This is a genomic window from Aurantimonas sp. A3-2-R12 (assembly GCF_036016755.1).
Classification (GTDB): domain Bacteria; phylum Pseudomonadota; class Alphaproteobacteria; order Rhizobiales; family Rhizobiaceae; genus Aurantimonas; species Aurantimonas coralicida_A.
Window position 1 is genome coordinate 1 of sequence record NZ_JAYXIH010000154.1, and the last position, 499, is coordinate 499.

1 protein-coding gene is annotated in these 499 nt (G+C 61.7%); it reads left to right on the forward strand.

The features are described from left to right. Positions 1-499 (forward strand): DDE-type integrase/transposase/recombinase (locus VSX60_RS22510; RefSeq protein ID WP_327626458.1); only part of this gene is annotated, 499 nt, incomplete at both ends.

The following is a 499-nucleotide window of genomic DNA, read 5'->3' on the forward strand; positions in this document are numbered from 1 at the left end:
CCGCCCATCGGCGCCAGGCCGGGTCTGGAACCGTATCCCCGCGGACATCCATGACCAGATCATCGAACTGGCGCTGGAGAATTGCGAACTCTCGCCGCGGGAAGTGGCCATCCGGTTCACCGACGAAAGGCGATACTTCGTTTCGGAAGCCACGGTCTACCGGCTGTTGAAGGCTCACGACCTCATCACCAGCCCGGCCTACGTCGTAATCAAGGCCGCCGACGCATTCCATACACCGACGACGCGGCCAAACGAGATGTGGCAGACCGATTTTACCTACTTCAAGATCATCGGCTGGGGTTGGGCCTATCTGTCCACCGTGCTCGATGACTTCTCGCGCTACATCATCGCCTGGAAGCTGTGCACGACGATGCGAGCCGAGGACGTCACCGACACGCTGGACCTGGCGCTCACCGCCTCAGGCTGCTCTTCGGCGCATGTCCACCACAAACCGCGGCTGCTCAGCGATAACGGTCCCAGCTACGTCGCCGGTGAGCTT